This window comes from Chitinophagales bacterium (genome assembly GCA_020636535.1).
GTDB lineage: Bacteria > Bacteroidota > Bacteroidia > Chitinophagales > JADIYW01 > JADJSS01.
Genome location: JACJXT010000012.1, coordinates 351,233 through 374,515 on the forward strand (window position 1 = coordinate 351,233; position 23,283 = coordinate 374,515).

The window sequence follows — 23,283 nt, forward strand, 5'->3', positions numbered from 1 at the left end:
ACTCGCTTGGTTTATTCTTTAACTTCAATTTGTTTTTCGCTATTGGCAATAATTTGTGGTGTACCTTTGTATTGTCCAACTTTTCCAGAAACACAAATAGTTTTATCTTTTAAAGTATTGAAATCGTAGGAGAAATTACCTTTGTTTTTTCCATAAATTACTACTGTAAATAATTGGTTTGGATACGATTTATCTAAATTAATATAAGTCGGATTACTTTTTCCATTTTCAACTGTTTTTACACTGACAGCTTTACCACAAACACACGCGTCTTTTCCTATATAATCTATTGCTTGTATGGTGTTGATTTTTCCTTTACCAAAATTTTCATCTAAAATTTCATCAGTAATAGATTTATAATCTTTATCCCAATCAAAAATATCGTGTTCTTGTTCTAACTGATTTTCTAATGCATCGTCTAAACTAGGCAAAAAATCAATTCCAGTCAATTGTTCAATGCTATCAATAGACACTACATATTTATCTATTTCAAAAGGAATATTTTTATTAGGCATTAAAAAGGCAATAGCTTTAAAGTTTGGAGGATATAAATCGTACAATATTTTATAAAAATATTTTGGTGTAGCAACCATATAAGAACCTTGTTGTAATAAACCTAATTTATTGTTTAAAACTGGACCAGTTACTACGAATAATTCATTAGATTGAATTGCCAAACTTCTAATAAACATTTCAAGTTTTGCCCAAGTGCCTCTGTTAAATTCTGGATTTTGTGGTGCAATATTAGAGTAGAAATACGATTCTGCAACTGCTTCTTTATTCCATCTAAAATCTGCTGCTGGTGCCATATGTCCTCTATCATATCCGCTATAAATAAAATCAGAAGAATCTGCTGTACTTGTTTTAGTTAATTTTTCTGGAATAAAACCATTGTCTTTATAGTTTGTTCCAAATAAAATATCTTTAGTAATAATGTGTGATACCCAATATGGCTGTTTATATTTTGAAGAATACGCACTTATAAAAGCAGTGTGTTTTACTAATTCTGCATCTGAAGGAAGCGTGTGCGTAGTTAGTGAATCTAATAAATGATTAATGTAGTTTAGCTTCTTGTTCTCAATTTTGTTGATGATTTTATAGCTGTTGTTGTAATATTTTTTCTGTGCAAAACACGATTTCAAACCAGTAAATGATAAAATCAATAATAAGATAAGTGTTCTCATAATGCTCTAAAATAAAAAAAGTACTTCAAACGATGAAGTACTTTAAATATAATTTTATTGAATGATTATTTCTTGAATAGTTTTCCTAAGAAACCCATGCCAATTTTTACTGCATCATCTGCTACATTACCATCGCCATTTTGATCTAGTAATTGCGAAATAATACTTTGATTTTTTGGTGCTTCTTTTTGATATTGTTGTGTAAACATATTGAGTAAAGAAGCTAATCCATTAGCATTTAAACCTTGTTGCTGCGTTTGATTTCCTAATGCTTTTAAAACTATTGGAGCTAAAATCTGTAAAATTTGTGCTGCTTGTCCAGTATTTACACCAGTATTGTTAGATAAAGCATTTTCTACATTTTGTGTATTGCCACCTAAAATATGTTTTAATATAGAGTTACCTTCTCCACTCAATGCACTTTGAGCAATATTGACTAAGTTGCTACTTAAATCGCCTGCATTACTGTGGTCTTTTGTAATTGCATTAAATAAAGAGGCAGCACCAGTTTCGCTTGATGAGTTCTTCGTTAATGCATTTAAAAGTGTTGGCAATGCTAAACTAACTGCACTTTGTGCTTGGCTTTCGTTTAAGTTTAACTGTTGACTAATTAATTGTGTTGCTTGATTAGCCAATGATCCGTTTAAAATTTGATTTAAATCCATGTTTATTTTTTATTTTTAAAAATTATTGTACAAATATCATTCCTAAATTTTAATGATAATTTTTCCAAACTGTTTTCCAGCAGCCATTCTATCGAAAGCAACTACTGCATCATCTAAATTATATGTTTCATCAATGATTGGAATTATTTTATGTGTTTCTATAAAGTCCACCATATTATTAAAATCTTCATCGCTTCCCATAGTACTTCCTAGTAATTGTAAATGATTCCAAAATATATTACGCATATTTAAATCTTTTGGTAAACCACGAGTAGCACCATAAAAAACATACCTGCCGTTTTGTTTTAATAAACTCAATAACAAATTCATGCCATCACCACAAGCACTATCAATAATTACATCAAAACCATTAGCCGCTTTTGACATTAATTTCATATCCTCTTCAATTTTGTAATTGCAACCACCAGTAGCTCCTAACTGCATACATTTATCAACTACTTCATTCTTGCTTGATGTAACAAAAACTTCTGCTCCAACAGCCATAGAAAATAAAAAAGCAAACTGAGCAACACCACCACCAACGCCAGAAATTAAAACTTTAGAGTTTTGATTAATCATTCCTTTATTAAAACAAGCATTGAAAGCTGTTAGTCCACCTAAAGGAAAAGCTGCAGCTTGTTCTAATGTAAGATAATTTGGTTTGGTTTTAATTCTATCAATATTTACTACAATATATTCGGCAATAGTACCTTGCGTAGGCATTCCTAAAATTTGATATGCTCGATTTTGAGCTTTAGGATTATTTCCCCAATTAATATTCGGATTGATGATGACTTCTTTTCCAATCCACGAATTATCAACAGCAGTACCAACTTGTTCAATGACACCACTTCCATCAGAACCTAAAATACTTGGATATTGAATTTTAGCATATTGTCCAACTCTAATCCATTCATCTCTATGATTGAGTGCTGCAAACTTTAGTTTTATTAAAACTTCATTTTCATTTTTAATTTGTGGTATTTCAACTCCTTGAATACCAAAACTGTTTTCATTTAAGACTAATGCTTTCACTTTTTTAGCTATAAATCTAAGTATTTTTTGTGATTAACGATAACTTAATGATATAAATATGGAAACTTAAAAACTTTTTAGAGTTTCCTGCGTTTATTTGAAATATCTTTGCAACGCCTAATTATAAAATGGTAAAAGAACAAAACATAGAACAACAAGACGAGCTTTTAGCTTTCAAAATTCATGAGAAAGCAACTGAGTTATTTAGAACTATTGGTGTTAGAAATACTACTATGGATGACTTAGCAAAAGAGTTAGGTATTTCTAAAAAAACACTTTATAAAGTGATAGGCAATAAAGCAGACTTGGTTTTGTTTTGTATTTCTAAAGATATTAACCAAAGAGAATTAGAGTTAAAAGCAATAGAGCAGCAAGCAACCAATGCCATTGAAGAAATGATACTTGTAGGAAAAGTAATTTATAATTCACTACAAATATTTCATCCATCAACCATTCACGATTTAATGAAATTTTATCCAAGAGGTTGGGAAAAAATTGAAGAACATAAAGTTAGTTTTTCTAATAATTTAATTAAAAAAAATATAAGAGAAGGTATTGCTCAAAAACTTTATAGAGAAGATATAGATATAGAATTAGTATCTGATTTTTATGTTAGCTTATCTACTTTAAGTTTACATAACTATAGTAATCATTCAAAATATACAGTAAGTACTGTTTTTAAAGAAATATTGGCTTATCATATCAATGCTATTGCATTACCAAAAGGAAAAGAATTATTCAATCAACTATTTAATCAATTTGAAATATAGTATGAGAAAAAAAATATTTATAATAAGTATATTGTTTTATTTTGTAGGAAATGTTACTGCTCAAGAACTTTTTAATCTACAACAATGTATAGATTACGCTTTAAAAAATAGTGTAACTGTAAAAATGGCCGCTAATGATGTAGCTGTTGCTTATGCTAAGAAAAGAGAAGGACAGTCGGCTTATTTACCACAAATAAATGCACAAGTAAAATGGGATGATAATCTTAAATTGCAATCTACTGCATTTCCTGCTATGGATTTTGGTGGCGTTAGTATTCCTGGACAAACGCTACAAATTGGTAATAAATACAACACTACTGCTGGTATAGAATTAAATCAAATGATTTTCAATTGGTCATATATTCAAGGTATTAAAGCAATACAACCAGGTTATGAGTTGGCTCAAATGAAAAAACAACAAACAGAACAAGACCTAATCTACAATGTTGCTGTTGCTTACTACAATATTTTGGTAATTAATGAAAACGAAAAACTAATTCTACAAAATGAAGAAAGATTAGCTAAAACGCTACCTATTATTAAGTTGCAAAAAGACAAAGGCGTTATTCGTCAAGTAGATGTAGATAAAGTTCAAGTAAATTATAACAATGTACTGATTCAAAAAGATATTTTATCAACAAAAAAAGATATTGCTTATAATAATTTAAAATATACAATAGGAATGCCATTAACTGATGATATTGCTATTGACTCTACGGTTACTACGGCAAATGCAATTAAAGCAAATTATGGAGATACAGCAAATGTAAAAAACAGAATAGAATTACAAATGATAAGAAAAAATATCTACTTACAAAATATTCTATCTAAAAGAATTTCTGCAGGATATATGCCACAATTATCATTCTATACAAGATATGCAGCTAATTCATTTGGCGATAAGTTTGTAAATTCATTCAATAATTGGCACGATTTTGCAGCAATAGGCATTAGTTTAGATATTCCAATTTTCGATGGATTAAGAACCAAGTCATCACTACAACAAGCAAAGCTAAATATTGCTACAATGAAAGAAGACTTGATACAAAAAGAGCAAGCCATGCAGTTGCAACTACTTAATGCCAACACACAATTGCAAAATGCAGAGCAAAACTTAACGATAAACAGAAACAACATCGACTTAGCTAAAAATGTATTAGATGTTGCTACACTACAATACCAAAAAGGTACAATTAGTTATACCGATTGGATGGCAAGCGATTATTCTTATAGAGAAGCAGAACAAAACTATTTAAATACACTAGTACAGTTTATACAATCTAAGCTAGAAGTTGATAGAGCAAACAATAATATTGAATCATATAAACAATAATAAAGAATGAAGAGTAAAATTATAATAGGTGTCGTTGTTTTAGCACTACTTGGTGCTACAGTTTACAAACTGTCTCAAAACAAAAAAGTAATCGATAAAAACGAAACACCAATTGATAGATCAAACATACCAGTTTCTGTAACTGTTGCTAAAGCAGAATATATGCCTGTAAGTACAGATTATGCTATTCCTGCAACACTCGATATCAATAATAGTGGAACTATTACAGCAACACAACCTGGTAAATTAATTAGCTTTAAGGTAGAAGTTGGTCAGCATGTTTCTAAAGGACAACTAATTGGTAAAATTGATTCTAAGCAAAGAGAAATTGGTATTAAATCATACGATGTTACATTACAAAAACTACAAGATGATTTAAAACGAACTCAAGAGTTAATCGCTGGAGATGCTGCACCTGCTAATGCTGTAGATGATATTAAATACAATATCGAAACTACCAAAATTCAAAAAGAAAATATGCAACAACAAATTGCAGACAATAATATTTATGCACCAATAAGTGGAATTATTGTTCAAAAAAATGCTAATGCAGGCGAGTTTGCAAATCCAGGTACACCATTAGCTACTATTATGGATGTATCGCTTTTAAAAGCGGTAGTGTTTGTTGGAGAAGACAATGTATACGAATTAAAACTTGGACAAAAAGCTCAAATTTCTTCTTCAATATTTCCAGGTAAGTTAGTTACAGGTACTATCAAATACATCAGTCCAAAAGGCGATGAAAATCACAACTATAAAGTAGAAGTAGTAATACCAAACAGTGGTTATAAAGCAGGAACTTATGTTTCAGTAAAATTCAATTTCAAAAAACCAGCTGCTGCATTACAAATTCCAAAAAATGCATTAGTAGAAGGTATAAAAGATCCGTATGTATTTGTAGTAAAAGACAATAAATCAATTATAAGAAAAGTACAATTAGGCGAAGAAAATGGAGAAAACATTATTGTAATAGGTGGTTTAATTCCTGGAGAACAAGTAGTTATTTCAGGTCAAATTAATCTAAGCGAAAACTCTAATGTTAAGATTATAAACCCAAAATAAAACAAAATGTCTATTACCGAATTAGCAATAAAACGACCATTACTAATACTTGTTATATTTACAGTATTAATACTTTTTGGAATTATAGGATATTCTAACTTAAATTATAATTTACTACCTAAGTTTGAAGCACCTATTCTTTCTATCCAAACGGTTTATAGAGGAGCATCATCTGAAGAAGTACAAAATAATGTAACTAAAAAAATAGAAGATGCCGTTTCTTCTATAGAAGGTGTTGATATTGTGTCTTCTACTTCTCAAGAAAATGTTTCGGTTGTAGTGTTGCAACTAAAGCAAAAAACAGATGTTACACAAGCACAACAAGATGCTGAAAGAAAAATAAATAATATATCTAATGAATTACCTGAAGATGTAGACAGACCAATCATTTCTAAATTTAGTTCTAGCGATATTCCTGTACTTAAACTAACAGCATTTGGTAATGTTAGCGATGAAGAACTATACGATTTTGTTGATTTGACTATAAAACCAATTCTCTTAAACACTAAAGGTGTAGGACAAGTAAACTTAATTGGTGGTTCTAAAAGAGAAATTAAAGTCAACCTAGATAATGATAAACTACAAGCTTATAATCTATCTTCTGCACAAGTAAGTCAGGTAATTATGGCAAGTAATATGTCTTATCCTGCTGGTGCAATTGAAGATAATAACAATCGATTTACGATTAGACTAGATGCAAATTTAGGCAGTGTAGACCAACTCAATAATTTAATTATTAGAGAAAACAGAGATGGTAGTAGATTATTATTAAGAGATGTTGCTAGTGTTAGTGATGCCATTGCAGAACCAACATCTATTAACCGTATTAATGGTAATGTAGGTTTAGGTATGGAAATATCTAAACAAACAGATGCCAATGCAGTTGAAGTAAGTACTGCAGTTAAAGCTCAGTTAGATACTTTAGTTAGTCAATATAAAGACAAAGGTTTTAATTACGAAGTGGCTATCGACCAATCTACTTATACCGTAGAATCTGCAAATGCAGTAACACACGATTTATTCTTAGCTGTGTTTATTGTAGCTGCTGTAATGTTAGTTTTCTTACATAGTTTTAGAAGTTCTATGTTTGTACTAGTAGCATTGCCTTCTGCTATGATACCAACTTTCTTATTAATGTATTTAATGGGATTTTCACTCAACTTAATGACCTTACTAGCACTTTCATTAGTAGTAGGTATTTTGGTAGATGATAGTATCGTAATCTTAGAAAATATTTTCCGACATATGGAAATGGGAAAAGACAAGGTAAAAGCATCTATCGAAGGTCGTAGCGAAATTGGATTTACAGCAGTTGCCATAACTTTAGTGGATGTCGTAGTATTTGTTCCATTATCATTAGCTGGTGGATTAATTGGAAATATATTAAGAGAGTTTGCTCTAGTCGTTGTGTTTTCTACCTTAATGAGTTTATTTGTTTCTTTTACACTTACACCTTTATTAGCTTCTCGTTGGGCAAAATTACCACACCTTAGTAAAGACAGTTTATGGGGAAGAATTAATCTTGGATTTGAAAGCATGATTGATAAACTAATTGATGCTTACGGAAAAGTATTAAATTGGGTATTAGGTCATAAACGCTATGTAATTACAGGAGTGATTCTTTTGTTTGTTGGAGCTGGTTCTATTGGTGCACTTGGATTTATTGGTAGCTCTTTTGCTGGTAGTGGAGATAGAGGCGAGTTTAGTTTAATTGTAGAGTTAGAACCACAAGCTACTTTGTTTCAAACCAATAAAGTTACACAACAAATTGAAAAAACACTATTAAAACATCCAGAGGTAGTTAGAGTGTTTACCAAAGTTGGTGCTGTTGGTACGCAAATGGGAGAAAGTATCTCTACACCAAATCAAGCAGATATTACAGTTTCACTTACCGACAAACGAGAAAGAGTAAAATCTACAGATGAAATTGGTAAAGAATTGCGTGATGAGTTAGATCAAATTCCAGGAATTAAATTTTCTATTAAACCTACAAGTGTTACAGGTAATAATCAACCACAAATACAAATTGTAGCAATGGGTTCAGACTACGATGAACTTTGGGTTGCTGCTCAAAAAATTCATGATATTGTAAAAGAAACACCAGGAACTGACTATGTTGAGTATAGTACTAAATCGCCTAAAACAGAAATTCAAATTAAACTAGATAGAGATAAAGTTGCCAAAATGGGATTAACAATTCCTGCAGTTGGTGCTGCTATTCAAATTGCTTTTAGAGGAAATGACAATGCTAAGTTTAAAGAGCAAGGAGAAGAATATCCAATCAATATTGTTTATGATGAAGCCGATAAAAAAGATATTGCTAGTCTAGCCAATACCATTATTCAAACACCAACTGGTGGAATAATTCGTTTAAGTGATGTTGCAAATATTGAAGAAGTACAAGGACAAGCTATCTTAGAAAGATACAATAGATTAAATTCAGTACAAGTATTAGCATCTACTGTTGGTCGTCCTACTGGTACAGTTACTGCAGATATTCGTGAAAAAATTGATAAAGCTAATTTACCAGCAACCGTAAAAGTAGATTATTTGGGTGAAGAAAAAAATCAACAAGAATCTTTTGGTAGCTTAGGTTATGCTATGTTAATTGGTATAGTATTGGTATATCTAATTATGGTAGCACTATATGAAAGTGTAGTTTATCCTTTTGTGGTATTATTCTCTATTCCAGTTGCCTTAATTGGTTCAATTTTAGCACTAGCACTAACAATGGAAAGCTTAAGTATTTTTGGCTTTATTGGTTTTATTATGCTAATGGGACTCGTTGCCAAAAATGGTATTCTAATTGTCGATTTTGCCAATCATTTAAAAGAGAGAGGTTACGCACTTAAAGATGCACTGATTGAAGCAGGTAGAGAAAGGTTACGACCAATATTAATGACCACTTTAGCAATGGTATTTGGTATGTTGCCAATTGCCTTATCAAATGGACCAGGTTCCGAGTTTAAACGCTCTATGGCTTGGGTTATTATTGGTGGATTAACAAGTTCTTTACTATTAACCTTAATTGTAGTACCAACTGTTTTTTATTTAGTAGATAGATTAAAAGAAAAAATATCAGGAAAAAAACAAGCTAACAATGCAGTATTAGAGGTTGAATAAATAAAGTATTTAATAAGTCGGAGATATAAAAACTGCCTTATTTTGGAGCATTTGCTATGATAGTAAATGCTCTTTTTTTATACGGTATTTATTTGTTGGACTCAAGAGTCATAGCCAAAAGTTTATGGCGAATATTTTAACGCAGAAGTCAGCGAAAAAATGCAAAAGAATAAAACTGTTGTGAATGCTAATTAGCATTAGACCTATTTAAGCTGAGTTATGGATTAAGTTTTTCATAATTAATTAATAATCAATGTGTTTATTGCGAAATTTTGAGAGGAACGAACAAAATTGTGACAATCTCAAACTATGAACTGCTATAAAGTAGATTACCTCATACTGTCCCAAAAAGTGTGTCTAATAGATAAAAAAAGGTTTCCCACAATTAACTTTGTTAATAACAACAACAACAAAATTTAATTAAGATGGAAAACCAAATCAAACCTACAAAAGAGCAATTAGAAAAAGCAATTAATTTACATTTAAGTGAACCAAATGGAATTAATGAGTTATTTAGCATGGTCATCAATGGACTAATGCTAAGCGAAAGACAACATTTTTTAGGCGAAGAACTAAGTAGTAAGAACAAAGGCAATGGCTATCGATCGTTAAAAAAATCAGGCATGGGTAATCAATTAGAACTTAGAGTTCCACGCGACCGATTAGGGATGTTTAAGCCATTAATCTTAGGCATATTAGAACAACAAGAAGAACGGATAAAAGACCTAAGTTTTGCCTTATATGGAAAAGGATTAACCACAAGACAAATCAATGAAATACTGGTAGATATTTACGGAACCAATTATAGCAAATCAAGTATTTCTCGTATAAATACAGAATTTGCATCGATAGTAAAACAATGGCAACAAAGACCATTAGACCAATATTATCCTGTAATATTTATAGATGCTACACATCAAAAAGTAAGAAGAGATACAGTAAGTACCGAAGCATTTTATGTAATCTTAGGACTAAAAGCTGACTTCACAAGAGAAGTACTCGGCATTACTAACTTTCCTACAGAACATGCTAGTGGCTGGACAGAATGCTTAGAAACACTTAAACAAAGAGGCGTAGAACAAGTAGACTTATTTGTAAGTGATGATTTAACTGGACTAGATAGCAGTATTTCAAAATGCTTTAAAAACAGTAAACATCAAAAATGTATATTACACTTTCAAAGGCAACTAAGCAAAAATATAAGAGTTAGCGATAGAACTGAATTTTGCAACCAAGTAAAAGCAGTATTTAATCCAGACGATCAATACTATACTGTAGAACAAGGCATAGAACAACTAAAGCAAGTACTCAATAAATGGATAAAAAAATATCCTAAATTACAGTATACTTACCAAAGAGATGACTTAGCATTGTTATTTACTTACCTTAGATATGACTATAGAATAAGGCGTATGATATATACTACCAATTGGATAGAACGACTCAATAAATCCTTTAAAAGAACACTTAAAATAAGGAATGCTTTACCCAGTATAGATGCAACTTTAACACTTATGGGATATGTTGCTATGGAAATGGAAAATAAAACATATAAATATCCAGTAAGAAATTTTAAATTTGAAACAACTTTTAATATAATATGACAAAGTTAACAGTGGAAAACCTTCACATCACAGACACACTAATTGGGACACTACCGATTACACCTGTCTCTACCTGTCGGCAGACATGGTGTCGAACAGGTAGACTTCGCTTCTTTCATCCACTCGTAAAGACGAAAGGTTATTTTGGTTATTGCGTTTTGTTAATTTGCTTAAACCGAACTCAGGTTAATAATTTATTCACTCGAGTGTAAACTACTAATTGCTTTCTTAAATTCTTTGGAATAAAAATTATTCATATTTTAAATATCATATTAAAATAATATATTATTAATTGCCTAAACAACATTTTTTATATTTTTTCCACTTCCACACGGACAGAGTTCGTTTCTTCCTATTTTTTTTGTTTCTCTAACAAATGGTTCTTGTTTAGTAAAGTAATCATCATTATTATAAAAAAAATTATTTTCTGTTGAGTTTCTATTTTCAAAAGCAATTAAATCTTCATTTAGTTTATAAACCGAAACAAGCTCTCTTTCCTCTTCTGTGACTTTTAAGAAGTCTTCATATTTTCCATAAACCATATAATCGATATAATTATTATCATATAACTTTTTAATTAATACTTTTTGTTGTTCATTAGGATTGGCTATGTAGTTTATAAAAAAAGCAAAATAAGTATGGTCAATAATATTACTATCTTCATCTAAATTAGCGTAAAACTCCAATAATTCTGTCCAATAGTTTGAAATGAGTGTTCTTTTATCTTCGTTTTTTAAATATAACTGATAAATAGCTAAGGCGATTTCTTCTTTATTAAAAGTATCTATTTCTTTTTCTGTTTTTAGAAGAGCAACTAATTGATGAATATCATCATAAGCAAAAAAGTAAACGATATTCCAAAGATATTTACAAACTGTATCGCCAAACCAAAAATCCATTTTTTCATCTTCCCAATGTATAATATCAAAAACTATATCTAATTGATTTTTAGCTTCTATTTCTTTAAGTATAAACAAGGCATATAAAAGTAAGTTATATGATATTTCATCAAAATCAACTTCACTACCAAATAAAGAATTACAAAAATGAATAGTTGTTCTTAAATCTTCAATTAAACTTTCAAGAGGTAAACTTAAAATGTTATTGAGTTCATCATTTGTAAGTGTTTTATTAAAATATATTTTTTCTAAAATAGTGTGATTTAGTTTTGGTATGTTTATTTTTTGTTCCATATTATTTTAATATTTTTCCCATATAATATTCATCATAAAAAATATCATTCATTAAAATCGCTCTTTTTCTTGTGCCTTCAATTTCAAAACCTATGCGTTGGTATAATTTAATAGCTCTTGTATTGTGCTTCATTACTGTTAATTCTAGTCTAGAAATATTATTTACTATACACCATTGTTCTGCTTTTTGCATTAATTGAGTAGCTATACCTTTACTAGAAAATTTTTGTAGTACACCAATGGCAATACTAGCACAATGATTTATTTTATTAAGCATACTTCTTTGTATTAATATGAATCCAACTAAAATATTATCTACTTCAAAAGCAAAAATACTTCCTGTTTTGTTTATTGCTTCCATTCTGTTCGACATTTCTTCTACTGTAGTATTGCGTTCACCTTGCTCGTACAACATAAATGTAGTTTCATCATCTAATGCTAATAATAATTGTAGAAATACTTCAGCATCATCTTTATTTAGTTGTTTGATGTTCATATAAATAATAAATTATTTTATTAGATTTCCAGTATTATCATAAACTAAATCGAATGAAGTAAACTGAATAATATATTCATTTCCTTTCTCAAAAGCATTATAAACAATTTTATTGCTATCTAGATAGTTTAGCATTTCTGTTTTGTTTAAACCTTCTGATAGTAATTTTTGTAATTCGGTTAAGTCGTTTTTGTAAGCTTCGCAACTGTCTTTGTAATAACTATGTCCAACAGCAGTATCCATTTTATTATGAATCCAAAATAAATTAGTTAAAAACAAGAAAACCAAAGTTATCCAAAAAAGTATTTTATATATTTTCATAGTTTTGCTTTGTATAAAATTACAAAACTATTTATTAGTTGATATATTTTGTTACACTTACTGTTTCACTATCTTTTTGATGCCAATTAGTTCTTTAGTTTGTGTGTCTTCTACTGCTATGAAATAAGCTCCTGTTGCAATGGAAGATAAGTCTATATTAATATTATTGTTTGTGATATTGGTAAGCACTTTTAATCTTTTGCCTTCTATGTTGACAATAGAAATATCTACGCTTTGCTGTGTGCTTGGTTTTGATAGTTCTATATTCACCATACTATTAAATGGATTTGGATAAGCATTGATACCAACATCATATTTTTTCTCAAGTATTGCTGTGGTTACTCTGAGGTTAGAGACTAATGTATTGGTTACTGTATTGGTAATAACTGGATAGTTAGTGAACTTGTCAAATACAATGTTTGCTGTATTATTTATGACTGTGTTCTCTGGTAAGTCTTTCTTTGGCTTGATGCTAAAGGAAACAAAACCTTGACTTGCAACTTCATTAGTAGCACTATCTGGCAAAATGATTGGATGAAAAGTAAACGACAATTCATGATACTCATTAGCTGTACCAATATTATAAGTTTGTTTTTGTATTTGTAAATTACTGTGTGATGCTGCTATAAATTTGAATGTGTTAATATCTAAATTTTTATCTAAAGAATCGGTGATTTGTACATGAAAAGCCGTATCGTTTCCTGTATTTTGAAAACGAATGATATAGATAATGTCTTCATCTTTGTAAGTTAGGTTATTCTCACCTTCACCTTTTGGATTGGCTTGTTTGTCGTTTGGATCAAATGAGCAAAAAATTAGAGAATAAAAAGGACCATTGATAGCAATTTCATCGTAGCTTGGTTTTTTTGCTTTACAGTCATCTGTATCAATATCGCCATCACCATCAATATCTGTGATTGGTACAATATCACAATCATAAAAGATATAGTCATTATAGCCAAAACTATCAATTGCACTTAATGGTACTTCTAAAACTACATAGTGGTCATTATCTGCTGCTGTACAATGGCAGATTGTAACCTTATCGGTTGTAGTACTTCCTGTATTATTATGATATGCTGTAGCATTGTTATACAAAACTGGCACTACTGCTTGAGCAGAAAGCGTTAATGTATCTCCAGCAAAACTTTGGTCTGCGACTGTGTAGTATTGTATTATCGTTTTGCTCTCTGTTGGATATAAATCATCAAAGAACCAAAAGCGTTCACTACCTGAAGTACTATCTGTTGGCGTATTATTTGGACTATCCACATATGTAATTAGGTTTTCTTCTGTTACTGTAACATAACCATTTAGTTTTGTAGTTCCTGTATTAGTATAGGTTATTTGAAAAGGAATATCTCTAGCACATCTTGTATTGGCTTGAGCTATATTGGTAAATTTTAAATCATTAATTAAATGCTTAGGTGTAAAGCCAAAATAAAGTGTATCTGTTGTATTATAGTTTGAAAGATCTAAATTATATACTTCAGGTATTGTTGTTTGCATCCAGTTAGTATCTATAATAGCAGAAATAACATAAGCTCCTGTATCTAAAACAAAAAGTGCATAACCATCACTACTAGTAAAAACGCCTAATTCATTAGGTGCTACTAATATCTCTGCAAAATTTAAAAGTCGTTCACTACCATCTTGTACTCCATTGTTATTTTCATCATAGAATGCTATTGCTTTAATTAATGGTTTTTCAATTAAATTTTGACGCCAGAATAATTGTACTATAGATGATATTAATAAATCAGAAATACCATCTCCATCAATATCTGGTGTAAGTATGGAATGAAGATAATCATCTGTTATATCATTAACTATTGTATATGCTACGGTAAATAATCCAGTACTATCGTCTTTACTTAGAATGGTGGTATTATTTTGTGTTAAACAAACTATATTATTAGTACCATCTCTATCAATATCTGCAATGGTAAATGCCTTGATTGGATTAGCTCCAGTAGTAATGTCTATACTGTTAAAGATGCCATTGCCATCATTTTTGAACCATGTAAGATTACTGGTATTAGGAATATTGTAAATTAAATCTATACTACTATCATTATCTACATCGGTACTGTATATTTCTGTATAATTACAATTGTTAGTAATAATTTGTGGTGCTGAAAAACTACCACTTCCATTATTTTGATACCACAATAATTTTCCACCATTAACTGCTGAAATAATATCTATATGTCCATCGTTGTTTACATCATTAGATAAAAGTGTACAATTATTAAATGTATCTGTAATTGATATTATATTCTCAGTACTAAAAATATTATTGCCATCATTTTTATACCATGCTAATTTATTGGAGTTAGAAAAAAGAATATCGTTAAAGCCATCGTTGTCAATATCTATAGAATGTATAGCAGTTATACTATCGATTATATTTACAAGAGACTGACTAGTAAAGTTGCCATTGCCATTATTTTTATAGTAGGCTATATTATTATCGTTATAAGTATATAGAATATCTACATTTCCGTTGTTGTTAACATCTGCCAGCTCAACTTGGTTAATATAGTTGACACCAGTTTCTAAAAAGTATGGACTTTCAAAACTACCATTGCCTTTATTTTTATACCAGCCAATTCTATTATAAAAATAAAATACAATATCGTTATCTCCATCATTATCTATATCATTAGAATGTATGTTTTTTGAATAATACAAAGAATCACCATGTACATTTTGATAATTATTAAAATGTTGTACGCCATTGGCATCACTTAGTGAGTAATTGATTTCACTTAAAGAAGTATTGAAACCAATACTATTATATAAAAAATCTGGATGGTTGTCCCCATTTAAGTCTTCAAATAAATAACTGAAAAGATATGGTGAATCAAATGTCTCTCTTAGTGGTAAAGTTTGTTTAATACTAAAATTATCATTACCATCATTTAAATAATAGAAATATTCATAGCTATTATCAATAATTATATCTTTATGATTGTCTGAATTAATATCAACAAGGTCTAATCTTATAGGAAATTGAACAAATATAGTTTGTGCTGGCAACTCTAAAATGCTTTTGTAAAAAGAAAAATTACCCATACCATCATTTTTATAAAGATTTACATATATAGAACTTCCACCAGGAATACCACTGCTAGTAGTTGTTACCATAAGGTCTTTATCTCCATCATCTTCTATATCTACTAAGTTAGCTGAAAGTATTGAGGTTGTTATGCAATATCCTCCATCCCAAAAAGTTGTACCTCCAATAATTGTCCTTTTTTGAAAATTACCATTGCCATCATTTTCAAACCAAAACAAACTATCTGGCATACAAAGTGCTTCAAATAAATGATAATTATAACCTGATAGTTTGTTTACTATATCTATATCTCCATCTAAGTCTACGTCCACAACACCAGTATTATAAACTAAAGGAGATGGGAATTCTTCACTGGTATTAGGAAAGATATTAGATTGTGCTATAAAATTGCCATTGCCATCATTTTGAAACCAAGTATTGTTAAGTCCTACAACATCTAGATTATTATCTCCATTCATATCTGTTAATGCAACTACTCCATCTGACGAATAGGATGGGTTATCAAATGGAGTGGTTAAAATGTTGTGCATTGTATTAAATTGTTCATTACCATTATTCTCATACCATTTATAATAACTAGTATCTTCATCTGTATTTTTATAATAGACAACTATATCATTATCATTATCACTATCTATGTCTCCAATAAGAAATGGAACAAAAGGATCGCCATAAAAAAAGAAATAAATAGGTAATTTTAAGTTTATAATATTCTTTGGCTTAGAAAAATGACCCAAACCATCATTTTCAAACCATACTATTTTGTCTTGTATACTATTTGGCTCAAGTATATATGAAATAACATCTAAATCACCATCATTATCTAAGTCTGCAGTTGTAGAGTAGGTAGCTCCATTTGCAGCATCAATTAAATGAGCATCGCTAAACGGTTGTGCGTATAATTTGCTATTTGTAGTAAGTATTAGAATACATATTAGTGCCAAAAATTTGTAGTAATGCCTCATAGGAATGATTTTTTGCCATAAATATAAATAAATTAAATAAACTATCCTTGCTTTTTTGTAGGATATATTTGTTAATTCTTTTGTTTTAATTTGGAGAGATTCTTCGCTTCGCTCAGAATGTTCTGTGCTTAAAAACAAACTTTTTGCATAAAATTTTCATTATATACTTCTTTATTTTTTGCTATTGCAAAGGCTTGTTTTAATAACTTATTAGCTATTGCTATTTTTACTACTCTTTCTGCTTTGCCTTTGGCAATTAATCTTTCATACATTGCTATACATGCTTTATTTAGTTTCTTGGCTGACCAACTACACATATACAATAACTTCCTTATTTGCGATTGTCCCATTTTACAAATATGTCCTCTGCCTCGCACACTTGTTCCTGATTCATACTTTCTCGGACTTAGTCCTACATATGCAATTAACTGTCTATAATTATCAAATTTTTTAAAATTATTGGTAATTACAGTTAACATGACGGCTGTTTTTTTACCTATACCTGGTATTGTTGCTAAACGCTCTAGAGTGTCTCCGTATGTTTGTTCTGATAATAATCTAAATCTTGTTTCTAATTTTTCTTTTCTTCTTTTTAGGGTTTTTATATGTTGATTTAGTTCTTGCTTTAATGATGAACTTAGTATACCACTGCTCGTATGTGCTTCTAACTGATGTTGTGTCTGACTTACTTGTTTACTTAATAACTCTATTGTGGAATATAGTTGTTTTAACTCCATTACTTCTTTATCTTGAGATTGCCATAACTCTGGATTTTGTTCTATACCATACATTGCTATGGTTTGTGCGTCTTTCTTATCTGTCTTTGCTCTTTGAAGTTTCATTTGACTGTATCTTCTTATAACCAAAGGATTTACTACACTTACTTTTATATTATTCATTTCTAAATACAAAGCTAATTGTAGATAATAACTGCCACTTGCTTCCATTACAACATGACTCTGTTCTGAAATAAACTTACATAACTTTTTAAATCCAAGTTTGTTGTTTTCTAATACATGATGTTGCCATTTACTAGTTTTGCTGTCTAATAATGCTACATCAAATGTTTGTTTACTAATGTCAATTCCTATAACTTTACTCATAATATTGTTTTTTTGTGAAAAGTAATACTACACTAACTTATCTATCCTTAATACAAGCTTTATGCTTAATGTTCTGTTCAAGTTTTTTGTAGTAATGGGTAAAGGGATTAACATTGCGAACGGTCTTTTTGACTAATGACAAACTAAAATCTTACTCTTTACCCTTTACTTTTCCTGTTAATAATTTCTACTAATTTAATTATTTATACAAACATAGGATGGGTAAAGGGATTAACATTGCGAACGGTCTTTTTGACTAATGACAAACTAAAATCTTACTCTTTACCCTTTACTTTTCCTGTTAATAATTTCTACTAATTTAATTATTTATACAAACATAGGATGGGTAAAGGGATTAACATTGCGAACGGTCTTTTTGACTAATGACAAACTAAAATCTTACTCTTTACCCTTTACTTTTCCTGTTAATAATTTCTACTAATTTAATTATTTATACAAACATAGGATGACGAGAACAAGTAGAAAAGTTAGAGATGCTATGCATCTTCACAACTTAGGTTATATGTAGATGCTGAAATCTACCTATTCGGTAGACAGGCAAGTTCAGCAAGAATTGGAGATTCTTCGCTTCGCTCAGAATGGAAGAGTCCATAGATTCCTTCTTTCGAAGGACGATTTCTCCTTTATTTTGTTTCTAAATGCACAACGGATTACATATTATGTTTTTATAGTATAGACTTTTCACCACATGATTGCTTATAAAAATACATTGTGTTTTTTGTACAAATAAAGTAGTGAAATCTTATTGATAATATCTTTTAACAATAAAAAACTTGGCTTAGGTTTTTTAATGAATTTCTACATCAGCATCGTTGATATAGACTTCATCAGCATTATACATTTCTATAGAGTATGTGCCTCTCTTTGTAAATTTATAATTAGTAGATACAATATTCCAATTTGGTTCTACATTAACCTCTAAAGTTTCTATAAAATCATCACCTAGATATATATCAACATAAATTAAATCTGTTTTAAATTCAACATCTCCTTTTAAAATCAAAGCAACATCAACATATCCTTTTTCCCTTGGAATTGTAAACTCATCATTCTGACCTTGTACAGCAAAATTATTATTTTTATCTAGCCCAGTTCCAAAAACAATTTCAGTTTCTTCATAATACCAAGTGTCTACTTCTTCATTATCCTCATCTTCTCTATCATTATAATTAGAGTTAGAACTGCTTGCATTATCTGCATATTTAATAGTTACTTCTGTAGAAGCTAGTTCTGTTTTATCTTTTAATGCAATAATTCTGTATTTTCCTGGTTCAGTAAAAAAATAATCGTACAAAGCCCAATTTGAATTACTTTCTACATCGAATTTCAAAGTTTCGTATGGTACATATTTCCCATTAAAGTATTTATCAATATATAAATCTAATACTCCTTTAATTGCTTTAGGTTGGTTGTATAATATATAAACATATCCACCATCTTGTTTTATGCTCCATGTACTGTATATACCACTTGGCTCTCCAGTATTTTCGTTATAGCTTTCGCAAGTAACAATTTTTTGTGCATTTGCAACTACAGAGCCAATCATCAATAGTGCAATAAATAGTAGTTTGTTCATAGTTAGTTATAATTTTTAATCGAAGTTAAATCAATTAAATGAATAAAGCTATAGTTGCTTAAAAATTTATAGTGAAAATTAGTTAAAAAAGACAGCTTAATAAATTACTAGTCAATTACTCATATATTAATATGTTTTGCCATGTAATTTGCCTCTAGTAGTATTGTAGTATAACTTTGTAGTAAGTTGTTTTTCTATGTCGATATTTAAACCACCAACCATATCTAATAAGCGAATAATGGCATCTGCAATTTCATCTTCAAACGAATCTTTTATGTTTGCTTCAAAGTTGGTTTTAAAATCTGTTTGTTGATTCGTGTTGAAAGCACTCCAATTAGCAAATTTTCCTTTGCGATGTGCTTCCATAGCTTCGCCTAATTCTGATGTAACAAGCATTAGCATTTCACCTACATTGCGTTCTTTATCCCAAAAACCTTTTGCTTTATTGTCGGTATATATTTGCTGTGCCAATTGATTAATTCCTGTTACAGTATAGTTGTTTTCTGACATATTATAGTTAAAAATATTCTAAGAAATTGGTGTCTTTTCCTGCTACAATTCTTTTATATCTGTTGTGAAGTAAGTGTCCTATGGTGTCTTCCCATTTTAAGTTTAAAGTATGTCCATTTATACTTTCAATTCCTGCTACTTCGGTTGCTGTACCTGTAAAAAAAGCACCGTCTGCTTGCATTACTTCTTCTGTTCCGTATTGCTTTTCAATAACTTCGATGCCCATTTGTTTAGCAATTTCAATTAGCGTTAAACGCGTAATTCCTGGAAAAATATTATTTAATGGCGGAACAATCAGCTGTCCGTTTTTTTCCATAAAGAAAGATGCACCTGGTCCTGTTGCTACATATCCTTCTACATCTAAGATTAAAGCATCATCATACCCTTTTTGTTTGGCTTCTCGTGTTGCTAAAATAGAATTCATATAATTTCCTGTTGCTTTTATTTCTACTGGCATTGATTTTGGACTTGGTCTTCGCCAAGAGGAAACCATAATTTTTAGTTTGTTATTAGGATAATATCTGTTCCATTTCCAGCAAGTCATGAGTACATTTGGTTGGTCTGCATCAACTGCTCTAAGCGTCATATTTTTATCCATAAAAATTAATGGACGAATATATGCTTCTTTCATATGGTTTTGTTCTATTAATTCGTAAGCAAAATTAATGAGTTCTTGAACTGTATATGGTAGTTTGATATTTAGTTTTTCGGCAGAATTTGCTAATCGTTCGAAATGTCGTCTTACTTTAAATAAGTGTGGTCCACTTTGTGTTTGATATGCTCTTATTCCTTCAAAGACACCATAACCGTAATGGAGCGTTTGATTGAATGGACTTATCTTAAAATCGTCGACTGGTTTGAACTGTCCATTAAAGAAAAGGATTGATTTATTAGTATGATACAACATCTTGCAAATAAAATTAACAATATTATTGAAAATGAGAAAATATTTTATTGAGTAGTAAGACTTTTAGTAGCAGGAATTTTGCATAAGGGATAGAACGGATAGCCCACAGCGAGTTGAAAACGAGCGAGGACTTGAAGTGATAGCCCGACCGTAGGTTATGCCATAAACTTAGTCATTTTTAATAGTTGTTTAAAATATATATATTATGATTCTGCTTGATTTTGTAAACTACCAGAATATCTATCCCATTTTTCTAGTAGTTGTGTAAAGTTTTCTGGTAGTGCTTGTTCAAAGTACATTTTTTGTTTGTTGGTTGGATGTATAAATCCTAGTGATTTGGCATGTAGTGCTTGGTGTGGCATAAGTTGTAAGCAGTTATCAATAAACTGTTTGTACTTTGTATATACTGTTCCTTTTCTTATTTGGTCGCCACCATAAATTACATCGCCAAAAATAGTATGTCCAATATATTTTAAGTGTACTCTTATTTGATGTGTTCTGCCTGTTTCGAGTTTACATTCTACTAGTGTAACAAAGCTGTATCTTTTAATAACTTCGTAATTGGTAGCCGCTGGTTTGCCTTCTAGTCCATCAACATCTACATAAAATATTTTTCTGTTATTTGGATTCCTTGCAATGTTGCCTTCTATTCTGCCTTTGTCTTCGTCAACATCTCCCCAAGCCAATGCAATATATTTTCTATCAATTGTTCTATCAAAAAATTGTTTGGCTAAGTGATTTAAAGCCAACTCTGTTTTGCCTATAACCATTAGTCCAGAAGTATATCTATCGATACGATGTACTAAACCTGGTCGAATATCGCCGTTGACATTAGGTAAGTCTTTACAATGCCACAACAAAGCATTGACTAAAGTGCCTGTATAATTACCATGACCTGGATGACATACCATGCCTGCTGGTTTATTAATTACCATAATATCGTCATCTTCATATATGATATCTAATGGTATATTTTCTGGTTGAACAGTATAATCCCATTTTGGTTCTGGCATTACTACACGAATAATGTCGTTGCCTTTGATTTTATAATTGGACTTTACGACTTTATCGTTGACTAAAATATTTTCGGCAGTTGCTGCTTGTTGAATTTTATTACGAGATACATTAGGAATTTTTTCGGTAAGAAATTTATCTATACGAAGTGGTGATTGACCTTTATCTACAATGAAGCGAAAATGTTCAATCAATTCATCTTCATCATGAATGGTGTCAATATCTTTGTCTTCTAAATTCATTTTATTAATATTCCTTTTTTGTTGATTATAGGAACAGTTGTTAAGTTTTCTTTGCTTATACTTCCTTCTACAAAGATAAACTTTCTATCGTAGATTTGAGTACCTATATAAAAACTCACCATAAACTCGTTGTTTAAGTGATGTAACTCGCTAGGTATTTCTTCAATTTTTGCGAATGAATTTGGAGCAACATCTCCCATAAACCAACGCAGCGTAGATGTTTGCAAGTGTTTATCTTTTTCTACTTTGTATCCTTCTGAAGTAATGAGCATTTTTTCTTTCGCGGTTTCTCCAAAATTAATAATGTAAGCACTCCAAATTGGTTGACCGTTATCGTTTTCTTCTACAATCGCCATGCCTAAATCTGTTACGGTATTAAAGTTTATATCTTTTAACATTGTATCTTACAATTAAATATTTTTTCAAAATTATTAATTAGTAATTGTTTTACTTTATCTTTTTCTATTGTTTGATTGATTTTTTTTGCATACTTGTAACGCCTTTGTCTGCAATACCACATGGAACGATATAATTAAAATAATCTAAATTGGTATTTACATTGAGTGCTAAACCATGCATGGTTATCCATCTGCTCATCTTAACACCAAAAGCACAAATTTTGTTGTACGCATGATTTTTTTTAACCCAAACACCTGTTTCTTTTTCCAACCTTTCACCAGTAATATGATGTGCTTGTAGTGTTTGGATAACAACTTCTTCCAAATTTCGCATGTATTGTTTTACATCTGCTATAAAAAAATCTAAATCTAATATTGGATATATAACAATTTGTTCTGGTCCGTGAAATGTGATATCTCCACCTCTATTGGTTTCAAAAAACTCAATGCCTTTTTGTTGTAACAACTCTTTTTGTAGTAATAGATTTTCTTGCTTTCCACTTTTTCCAAGTGTAATTACTGGATAATGCTCACATACTATTAAATGCATGTTGTTTTCGTTAGAAATGGCATTCAATTTATTATTGACCATTTGCTGAAAGTATTCAGTTTGTATAGCTAATGCATCTTGATAATGCATTAAACCACAGTCGTGAAGTTGTACGACAGCCGACATTAT

General features: G+C 30.2%; 18 protein-coding genes and 1 pseudogene. 5 read left to right on the forward strand and 14 right to left on the reverse strand.

Annotated features, from left to right (window positions below; genetic code table 11):
• Positions 1-11 precede the first annotated feature (11 nt).
• The 3 genes from H6553_11300 to H6553_11310 form a co-directional block, all read right to left on the reverse strand.
• A complete protein-coding gene (locus tag H6553_11300; protein MCB9034416.1) occupies positions 12-1,184 on the reverse strand; it encodes a DNA/RNA non-specific endonuclease in 1,173 nt (390 codons plus the stop codon).
• Between the two features lie 65 nt (positions 1,185-1,249).
• A complete protein-coding gene (locus H6553_11305) occupies positions 1,250-1,849 on the reverse strand; it encodes a DUF937 domain-containing protein (protein ID MCB9034417.1) in 600 nt (199 codons plus the stop codon).
• Positions 1,850-1,891: 42 nt separating this feature from the next.
• The gene (locus tag H6553_11310) at positions 1,892-2,884 is read right to left on the reverse strand and encodes a zinc-binding dehydrogenase (protein ID MCB9034418.1); all 993 of its coding nucleotides are present in this window, start codon (positions 2,882-2,884) and stop codon (positions 1,892-1,894) included.
• A gap of 128 nt (positions 2,885-3,012) precedes the next feature.
• Here H6553_11310 and H6553_11315 point away from each other — a divergent pair, with 128 nt between their 5' ends.
• The 5 genes from H6553_11315 to H6553_11335 all read left to right on the forward strand — a co-directional run bounded on the left by H6553_11315 (position 3,013) and on the right by H6553_11335 (position 10,776).
• The gene (locus H6553_11315) at positions 3,013-3,654 is read left to right on the forward strand and encodes a TetR/AcrR family transcriptional regulator (GenBank protein MCB9034419.1); all 642 of its coding nucleotides are present in this window, start codon (positions 3,013-3,015) and stop codon (positions 3,652-3,654) included.
• A 1-nt stretch (position 3,655) separates the two neighbouring features.
• A complete protein-coding gene (locus tag H6553_11320; protein ID MCB9034420.1) occupies positions 3,656-4,987 on the forward strand; it encodes a TolC family protein in 1,332 nt (443 codons plus the stop codon).
• 6 nt (positions 4,988-4,993) lie between these two features.
• Positions 4,994-6,049 (forward strand): efflux RND transporter periplasmic adaptor subunit, encoded by a 1,056-nt coding sequence (locus tag H6553_11325; GenBank protein ID MCB9034421.1) that lies wholly within the window; start codon positions 4,994-4,996, stop codon positions 6,047-6,049.
• A gap of 6 nt (positions 6,050-6,055) precedes the next feature.
• Positions 6,056-9,172, forward strand: a complete 3,117-nt coding sequence (locus H6553_11330; GenBank protein ID MCB9034422.1) for an efflux RND transporter permease subunit — start codon at positions 6,056-6,058, stop codon at positions 9,170-9,172.
• 425 nt (positions 9,173-9,597) lie between these two features.
• Complete coding sequence (locus tag H6553_11335) at positions 9,598-10,776, forward strand: IS256 family transposase (protein ID MCB9034423.1); 1,179 nt, start codon at positions 9,598-9,600, stop codon at positions 10,774-10,776.
• A 296-nt stretch (positions 10,777-11,072) separates the two neighbouring features.
• Here the strand turns inward: H6553_11335 and H6553_11340 are convergent, their stop codons facing one another.
• The 11 genes and pseudogenes from H6553_11340 to lipB all read right to left on the reverse strand — a co-directional run bounded on the left by H6553_11340 (position 11,073) and on the right by lipB (position 23,280).
• Positions 11,073-11,969, reverse strand: coding sequence for an SEC-C domain-containing protein (locus H6553_11340; protein MCB9034424.1), 897 nt, complete (start codon positions 11,967-11,969; stop codon positions 11,073-11,075).
• Between the two features lies 1 nt (position 11,970).
• The gene (locus H6553_11345; protein MCB9034425.1) at positions 11,971-12,465 is read right to left on the reverse strand and encodes a GNAT family N-acetyltransferase; all 495 of its coding nucleotides are present in this window, start codon (positions 12,463-12,465) and stop codon (positions 11,971-11,973) included.
• Positions 12,466-12,477: 12 nt separating this feature from the next.
• A complete protein-coding gene (locus H6553_11350; GenBank protein ID MCB9034426.1) occupies positions 12,478-12,786 on the reverse strand; it encodes a hypothetical protein in 309 nt (102 codons plus the stop codon).
• Positions 12,787-12,843: 57 nt separating this feature from the next.
• The gene (locus H6553_11355; GenBank protein ID MCB9034427.1) at positions 12,844-16,833 is read right to left on the reverse strand and encodes a T9SS type A sorting domain-containing protein; all 3,990 of its coding nucleotides are present in this window, start codon (positions 16,831-16,833) and stop codon (positions 12,844-12,846) included.
• A 128-nt stretch (positions 16,834-16,961) separates the two neighbouring features.
• Complete coding sequence (locus H6553_11360) at positions 16,962-17,936, reverse strand: IS110 family transposase (GenBank protein MCB9034428.1); 975 nt, start codon at positions 17,934-17,936, stop codon at positions 16,962-16,964.
• A gap of 808 nt (positions 17,937-18,744) precedes the next feature.
• On the reverse strand, positions 18,745-19,533 hold the full coding sequence (locus H6553_11365) for a hypothetical protein (GenBank protein MCB9034429.1): 789 nt from the start codon (positions 19,531-19,533) through the stop codon (positions 18,745-18,747).
• A gap of 126 nt (positions 19,534-19,659) precedes the next feature.
• On the reverse strand, positions 19,660-20,043 hold the full coding sequence (locus tag H6553_11370; protein ID MCB9034430.1) for a hypothetical protein: 384 nt from the start codon (positions 20,041-20,043) through the stop codon (positions 19,660-19,662).
• A gap of 7 nt (positions 20,044-20,050) precedes the next feature.
• Positions 20,051-20,947 carry a branched-chain amino acid transaminase gene (locus H6553_11375; protein ID MCB9034431.1) on the reverse strand — a complete coding sequence of 299 codons (897 nt, stop codon included), beginning with the start codon at positions 20,945-20,947 and terminating at the stop codon, positions 20,051-20,053.
• A 206-nt stretch (positions 20,948-21,153) separates the two neighbouring features.
• The gene (locus H6553_11380; GenBank protein ID MCB9034432.1) at positions 21,154-22,206 is read right to left on the reverse strand and encodes an RluA family pseudouridine synthase; all 1,053 of its coding nucleotides are present in this window, start codon (positions 22,204-22,206) and stop codon (positions 21,154-21,156) included.
• A complete protein-coding gene (locus tag H6553_11385) occupies positions 22,203-22,604 on the reverse strand; it encodes a hypothetical protein (GenBank protein MCB9034433.1) in 402 nt (133 codons plus the stop codon). Before H6553_11385 ends, H6553_11380 begins: the two co-directional genes overlap by 4 nt.
• Positions 22,598-23,280, reverse strand: a pseudogene (gene lipB, locus H6553_11390) (lipoyl(octanoyl) transferase LipB). The gene H6553_11385 and the pseudogene lipB overlap by 7 nt, the downstream one beginning before the upstream one ends.
• Between the last annotated feature and the right edge of the window lie 3 nt (positions 23,281-23,283).